The sequence below is a fragment of the Bradyrhizobium sp. LTSP885 genome, from assembly GCF_000938305.1.
In the GTDB taxonomy this organism is placed as follows: domain Bacteria; phylum Pseudomonadota; class Alphaproteobacteria; order Rhizobiales; family Xanthobacteraceae; genus Bradyrhizobium.
The window spans coordinates 79,757-86,001 of the sequence record NZ_JYMT01000002.1 but is presented as its reverse complement, the minus strand read 5'-3'; the positions used below and the strand labels follow the sequence as shown (position 1 = coordinate 86,001).

Annotated in this window: 8 protein-coding genes and 1 pseudogene; 4 read left to right on the top strand and 5 right to left on the bottom strand. The window is 63.5% G+C overall.

From position 1 onward, the window contains the following. The 4 genes from UP09_RS38360 to UP09_RS38710 all read right to left on the bottom strand — a co-directional run. On the bottom strand, nucleotides 1-1,515 hold a 1,515-nt coding region (locus tag UP09_RS38360), incomplete at its 3' end, for a flavin-containing monooxygenase (protein ID WP_044536031.1). 145 nt (nucleotides 1,516-1,660) lie between these two features. Continuing rightward, nucleotides 1,661-2,365 carry an SDR family oxidoreductase gene (locus UP09_RS00465; RefSeq protein ID WP_044536030.1) on the bottom strand — a complete coding sequence of 235 codons (705 nt, stop codon included), beginning with the start codon at nucleotides 2,363-2,365 and terminating at the stop codon, nucleotides 1,661-1,663. A gap of 81 nt (nucleotides 2,366-2,446) precedes the next feature. Continuing rightward, nucleotides 2,447-2,641, bottom strand: a complete 195-nt coding sequence (locus tag UP09_RS00460; RefSeq protein WP_156164375.1) for a hypothetical protein — start codon at nucleotides 2,639-2,641, stop codon at nucleotides 2,447-2,449. A gap of 126 nt (nucleotides 2,642-2,767) precedes the next feature. After that, the gene (locus UP09_RS38710) at nucleotides 2,768-2,899 is read right to left on the bottom strand and encodes a hypothetical protein (RefSeq protein WP_283805948.1); all 132 of its coding nucleotides are present in this window, start codon (nucleotides 2,897-2,899) and stop codon (nucleotides 2,768-2,770) included. A gap of 105 nt (nucleotides 2,900-3,004) precedes the next feature. On the opposite strand from UP09_RS38710, the gene UP09_RS36690 reads away from it, so the two are divergent. The 4 genes and pseudogenes from UP09_RS36690 (at nucleotide 3,005) to UP09_RS00445 (ending at nucleotide 5,806) form a co-directional block, all read left to right on the top strand. Then, a complete protein-coding gene (locus tag UP09_RS36690) occupies nucleotides 3,005-3,538 on the top strand; it encodes a MarR family winged helix-turn-helix transcriptional regulator (protein WP_052832903.1) in 534 nt (177 codons plus the stop codon). Between the two features lie 17 nt (nucleotides 3,539-3,555). Continuing rightward, nucleotides 3,556-4,770, top strand: coding sequence for an ABC transporter substrate-binding protein (locus tag UP09_RS00450; protein ID WP_044536029.1), 1,215 nt, complete (start codon nucleotides 3,556-3,558; stop codon nucleotides 4,768-4,770). A gap of 27 nt (nucleotides 4,771-4,797) precedes the next feature. After that, nucleotides 4,798-4,965, top strand: a pseudogene (locus tag UP09_RS38355) (methyltransferase family protein); the annotation flags it as partial. Further along, nucleotides 4,922-5,806 carry a methyltransferase gene (locus tag UP09_RS00445; protein WP_349643888.1) on the top strand — a complete coding sequence of 295 codons (885 nt, stop codon included), beginning with the start codon at nucleotides 4,922-4,924 and terminating at the stop codon, nucleotides 5,804-5,806. The pseudogene UP09_RS38355 and the gene UP09_RS00445, both read left to right, overlap by 44 nt. Nucleotides 5,807-5,845: 39 nt before the next feature. Here the strand turns inward: UP09_RS00445 and UP09_RS00440 are convergent, their stop codons facing one another. Continuing rightward, on the bottom strand, nucleotides 5,846-6,229 hold the full coding sequence (locus UP09_RS00440) for a response regulator (RefSeq protein WP_044536028.1): 384 nt from the start codon (nucleotides 6,227-6,229) through the stop codon (nucleotides 5,846-5,848). Nucleotides 6,230-6,245 lie beyond the last annotated feature (16 nt).

Genomic DNA, 6,245 nt, shown 5'->3' with positions numbered 1-6,245 from the left:
GAGCCGATGCAGCGTCAGCGTCGCGCAGTCGGCCATGTGCCGCTCCCAGCCGGCCTGCGCCGCCTCGGTCGCTTCCATGGTGGTGAAGCCGGCGTTGCGCACCTCAGCCAGGCGATCGACCACCCAATCGACATGCTGCTCGATCGAGACCGCCATGTTCGACAGCACCGACGGGCTGCCGGGACCGGTGATCATGAACAGATTCGGGAAGCCTGAAACGGTGAGGCCGAGATAGCTCTGCGGCCCGTGCGCCCAGACATCGGACAGCGACTTTCCGCCGCGGCCCGAAATCGGATGCACCGCCATGATCGCGCCGGTCATCGCGTCGAAGCCGGTCGCGAACACGATGACGTCCACATCGACGCTACGCTTGTCGGTGGTGATGCCGCCAGACGTGATCGCCTTGATCGGCTCCTGCCGCAGATTGACCAGCGTGACGTTGGGACGGTTGTAGGTCGCGTAGTAATTGGTATCGAGGCAGGGACGCTTGGCGCCGAACGGATGGTCGTGCGGGCTCAGCGCTGCTGCGATCTCCGGGTCCTTCACGGCACTGCGGATCTTCTCGCGGATCAGCTCTCCGACCAGCCTGTTGCCGTCAACATCGACGCCCTGGTCGGCCCAGAGTTGCGTCAGGATGTGGACGAGGTCGCCGGCCGCCCACGCCTTCTCGAAGCGCGCGCGGCGCTCGGCGTCGCTTAACTGCCAGCTCACATCCATCTGCTGCGGATACGGCACGCCGGCCATCGACCAGCGCGCCTGCTCGCGATAGGCGGCGCGATCGGTCTCGAAGAAGCCCTTGCGATCGTCCGGCGCCGGCCCGTTGCCCGCGGGCAGCGCGAAGTTCGGCGTGCGCTGGAACACGGTAAGCTGCGCGGCCTGCTCTGCGATCAGCGGGATCGACTGGATGCCCGACGATCCGGTGCCGATCACGGCCACGCGCTTGCCCTTGAGATCGACGCCGTCATGCGGCCAACGGCCGGTGAAATAGATCTGGCCCTTGAAATCCTTGACGCCGTCGATCTCCGGCGGTTTCGGCGACGACAGGCAACCGGTCGCCATGATGTAGTCGCGGCACGAGACTGGGGCGCCATGGCTGGTCGCAATCTGCCAGCGCTCGCTGGAATCATCCCATGTTGCCTGCGTCACCCTGGTGCCGAAGCGGATGTCGCGGCGGAGATCGTAGCGGTCGGCGACGAAGCCGAGATAGCGCAGGATTTCCGGCTGGGTCGCGTATTTCTCCGACCAGGTCCAGGCCGTGTCGAGTTCCGGATCGAACGTATAGCTGTAGTCGATGGTCTGGATGTCGCAGCGCGCACCGGGATACCGGTTCCAGTACCAGGTGCCGCCGACGTCGCCGCCTTCCTCGAGCACGACCGCCGAGAAGCCGGCCTTGCGTAGCCGATGCAGCAGATAGAGCCCGGCAAAACCGGCGCCGACGACCGCGACGTCGACCTGTTGTGCGGTTCCGCTGCGCGTTGAGTCCGAAGCGCGTGCTGCGACTGCTGCGTCTGGCATGCCATATCCTCCCGTGCGTTTCGATTTTGCCGGAAGGCTAGTCCTGCGCTTTCAGTTTGTCATCATGACAAATGCAATCTCCGGTCACCACACTTGTGGCGACCGCGGATTGGAACACGGGATGCAGCGTGTAGACGCAACTGCACTACACCGACCGCATCAATCCGCCATCGACGCGGATGTTCTGGCCGGTGATGTAACCGGCGCCATCGGACGCGAGGAACGCAATCGTCGCCGCGATCTCCTCGGCCGTGCCGTAACGCTGCATCGGCACGCTCGAGCGCCGCTCTTCGTTTGCCGGCAGGCTGTCGATCCAGCCCGGCAGAACGTTGTTCATGCGGACATTGTCCTTCGCATAGCTGTCCGTGAACAGCTTTGTGAACGCTGCAAGGCCGGCGCGGAACACCGCCGAGGTCGGAAACATCGCGGTCGGCTCGAACGCCCAGGCGGAGGAGATATTGATGATGGTGCCTGATTTCTGCGCCTGCATGATCGGCGCCACGAGACGCGTCGGGCGGATCACGTTCAGCAGATAGACGTCGAGACCGGTGTGCCACTGCTCGTCGGTCAATTCCAGCACTGGCGCGCGCGGGCCGTGGCCGGCGCTGTTGACCAGCGCGTCGATGCGGCCCCAGCGCGCCATCACGCCGTCGACGGCGCGCTTCAGGTCGTCATTCGACCGGTTCGAGCCGGTGAAGCCGACCCCGCCGAGCTCATTCGCCAGCGCCTCGCCCTTGCCCGACGATGACAGGATCGCGACGTGGAATCCGTCCGTCGCGAGCCTGCGCGCCGCCGCGGCTCCCATGCCACTGCCGCCGGCGGTGACAAGCGCGACTTTTCCTGCTGCCATGATCGATGATCCCCGTTGATGACGAACCTGACGCAAGGTCTATCATCAGGGATCGCACGGCGCGACACCTGCTATCAGCAACTACTTCCTGACGATCTGCTTTGACGCGGCGTCGAATCTCGCGACCGGCCGGTCCATCTGCCAAAGTTCGACGTCGTGGCTGTCGACGAGACGGCTGGCGGACGCGATGGCGGCGTCATCATCGCCGCAGTCCATGTTGACCACCCCAATCGGTCGGCTGTGCGCCCCGACAATATACGCACGATAAGCCATCATCCTCGCCTCCATGTGGCACGAACGTGGAAATGTTCGTCTCGAAGATGAGCGGGATGCCGTATGAATTCGAGAAGGGACGCTGCGGTACTTTGTAAAGACGGAATAAGTGCCGCCAAACCACCGCGATCACACCCGCGGCGCATCCTTGAGCAGCTTCGTCACCGCCGCGACCAGTTGGTTGGGCGAAAACGGCTTCTGCAGCAACGCGCTGTCGGACACGCCGCTGCCGCGTCCGCCAGAGATCGGATCGTGGGTCACTTTGCGCTTGACAGAATGCTCATAATTATTATCATCATAATTATGACGAAACTACCACGTGCAGAACGGCCCAAACCAGCCACCGGAGAGCCGCCGGCGCCGTCGGTGCGCCCGGATCCGAATATTTTCAAGATCGGCAAGGACGGACTTCCTTTGCCGCGCGTCGCTGCGCCGCTGGCGCGCCGGCTTCAGCAAATCTGCGCGTCCCTGATCGCCGAGGAGCTCGAAGGCAGCGGCGTCGTGCAGCTCGAATTCGCCATGTTGCGCTTCGTTGTCGATATGCCGGGCATCGAACAACGGCGCGTGGCCGATGCCATCGGCATCGATCGCAACAGCGCCAGCCTGATCAGCGACCGGCTTGAGCGCCAGGGACTGATCGTCCGCCGGATCAACGACACCGACCGGCGCGCCCGCGAGCTACATTTGACCGGAAAGGGAACGCAGGTTTTTGAAACCCTGCTGCCAAAGATCCGGGCCGCGAATGACCGAATCCTGTCGCCGCTCGCGGCGCACGAACGAACGCTGCTGATCGACTTGCTCGCCAAGCTTGTCGAGGGAAACGGCGTTCATGCACGACCCGGCGCTGGTCGCCGCAAGCGCGGCAGCGAAAGAGAAGGCCAGTTCGACGAATTTGCGTGAAGTGCGGGAGGCTCGACATGCGTCTATTGTCTCGCAGGCATTTCCTGGTTGGTACTGGAGCGGCGCTTGCAAACGGAGGCCGCGCACGGGCAAAACCGGGCGTATCCGGCATCGCAGCCAATGAGATCAAGCTCGGTACAACGGCATTCTACAGCGGTCCCGCCTCCGGCTCGGCGGCCTACGGACTGGCCCAGGCGGCCTATTTCCGGATGGTCAACGACCGCGGAGGCATCAACGGCCGCAAGGTCAACTTCATCTCGCTCGACAACGCCTTCAATCCCGCCAAGGCACTCGAACAGACTCGCAGGCTCGTCGAGGCCGACGAGGTCTTTGCCATCGCCGGCTCGATCGGAACGCCGACCAATGCCGCGACACAGAAATATCTGAACGATCGCGGCATCCCGAATCTGTTCCTGACCTCGGGCGCGGAACGCTTCAACGATCCAGTCGCGTTTCCCTGGATCGTGCCCTTCTATCCGACGTTCATATCGCGTGGCATCCTGTTCGCGAAATTCGTTCTCCGCGAACGGCCGAGTGGAAGGATCGCGGTTCAATACGAGAACGACGATTTCGGCCGCGACTACCTCAAGGGTTTCGAACGCGGACTGGGCGATCGCGCGCAGCAGATGATCGTCCGGAAGACAAGTCATGAGCTGACCGAGGCATCGATCGACGCTCAGATCGTGGACTTGAAGTCAGCGGGCGCGGACGTCCTGGTCCAGTTCACGCAAGCGAAATATAGCGCCCAGGGCATTCGCGCAGCTGCGGCGTTGGGATGGCACCCTCTGCACATCGTTGCGATCGGCTCAGCGGGATCGACATTCGTTCCCGCCGGGGCCGCCGCGTCGAAAGGCGTCGTGACGGCGATCTGGGAGCGCCAGCCGACGGATCCGACTCAGGCTAGCGAGATTGCCGTGGTCGACTATCGGGCATTCGCGACCAAATACTTGCCGAATGTCGACCTCGACAATCTGTCGGCCGTGTCGGGATACGACAACGCCTGCATGCTCGAACTCGTTCTGAAACGGTGCGGCGACGACCTCACACGCGAAAATCTGCTGCGTCTGGCCACGTCATTGAATGGCGAGACGCCGCCGATGTTCATGGCAGGCATTGGCGTCCGCAATTCGCCGCGCGACTACCGTGCAATCCATCATCTTCAGTTGGCCCGTTTCGACGGTGTCGGCATGGCCCCGCTCGGCCGACCTGAACCGATCGACGACAGCGACTAGGAAACGACGACAGGGAGACCGATCGCCATGACAACAAGTCCATCGGCCGAGATGTATCGCCTCATCAACGGCTACCAGATCACGCAGGCGATCTACGCCGCCGTGCACCTCGGCGTGGCCGACCACCTGAAGGACGGTCCGCGTCCGAACGATGACCTGGCTGCCCGGATCGATGTCCACGCCGGTGCACTTTATCGTCTGCTTCGCGCGCTCGCAGCGGCCGGTGTCCTCCACGAGCATCCTGCGCGCAGCTTTTCTGCTTACCCCGATGGGCGATTGCCTGCGGTCCGATTCATCCACGCCGGTCGGGGCATGGGCGGCGTTCGTCGGGCGGCCCTACATGTGGGGGGCCTGGGGCCATCTGCTGCACAGCGTGCGAACTGGAAACAACGCATTCACCGATCTCAACGGCAAGTCGGTCTGGCAATTCCGCGCCGAACATCCCGAAGAAAGCGCGATCTTCGATCAAGCGATGACGGCCCTTTCGAAGAACGCCACCGACGCGATCCTCAAGGCCTACGACTTCTCGCCGTTTCGGCTGATTGCCGACGTCGGCGGCGGACGGGGACAGGCGCTCGCCGGCATTCTCGCCGCGAATCCCGGCATGCACGGGATCCTGCTTGACCAGCCCCATGTCGTCGAGAAGGCGAGGCCTCTTCTTGCGTCAGCGGGAGTGGCAGACCGATGCGAGATCGTTGCGGGCAGCTTCTTTGAGACCGTTCCTTCCGGAGCGGATGCTTACATATTGCGGGCAATTCTGCATGATTGGGAGGATGATGAGGCGATCCTGATCCTGAGGGCCTGCCGTCACGCGGCGCGCGCGACCAGCAGGATTCTGATCATTGACCGCGTCATCGCGCCGCCGAACGAAGGGCTTATCGGCAAATGCTCCGACCTCAACATGCTGGTTTCGCCGGGTGGCCGCGAGCGAACGCGTGAAGAGTTCTCCGATCTTTGCAGCGCCACCGGCTTCGCACTGGCCAGCGTGACGCCTGCTGGTCCCATGCTGAGCATAATCGAGGCACGCCCCTCTTGATCCAACCGCAAAAGCGCCGCTGCGCGCCGGAGATCGAAATCACACCCGCGGCGCATCCTTGAGCAGCCGTGCTACCGCCGCGACCAGTTGGTCGGGCGAGAACGGCTTCTGCAGCAGCGCGCTGTCCGGCACGCCCCTGGTCGGCCAGTCGTCGCCGCCACCGCCGGTGATGTAGAGCACGGGAAAGGCCGGATCGACCTCGCGGGCGCCACGCGCCACGCGCCAGCCGTCGAGCCGGCCGAGCAGGCGGATATCGGTGACCAGCGCCGAGTATTTGGTCCGGAACGCCTTCAGCAGCGTCAACGCTTCCTCGCCGGAGCCCGCAATCGCAGGCTCAAAGCCGCCGTCCTTCAGGGCGTCCTCCACCATCATCTGAAGGTCACGATCGTCTTCAATGACGAGAATGATCGGAGCGTCTTGCAAAGCTACCCCCAAAGGA

Bases quoted from the DNA above. Each gene is read 5' to 3' on its own strand.
- UP09_RS00465 (WP_044536030.1), bottom strand. From the start codon at position 2,365: ATGGCAGCAGGAAAAGTCGCGCTTGTCACCGCCGGCGGCAGTGGCATG.
- UP09_RS00460 (WP_156164375.1), bottom strand. From the start codon at position 2,641: ATGATGGCTTATCGTGCGTATATTGTCGGGGCGCACAGCCGACCGATT.
- UP09_RS00450 (WP_044536029.1), top strand. From the start codon at position 3,556: ATGCGTCTATTGTCTCGCAGGCATTTCCTGGTTGGTACTGGAGCGGCG.
- UP09_RS00445 (WP_349643888.1), top strand. From the start codon at position 4,922: ATGACCTGGCTGCCCGGATCGATGTCCACGCCGGTGCACTTTATCGTC.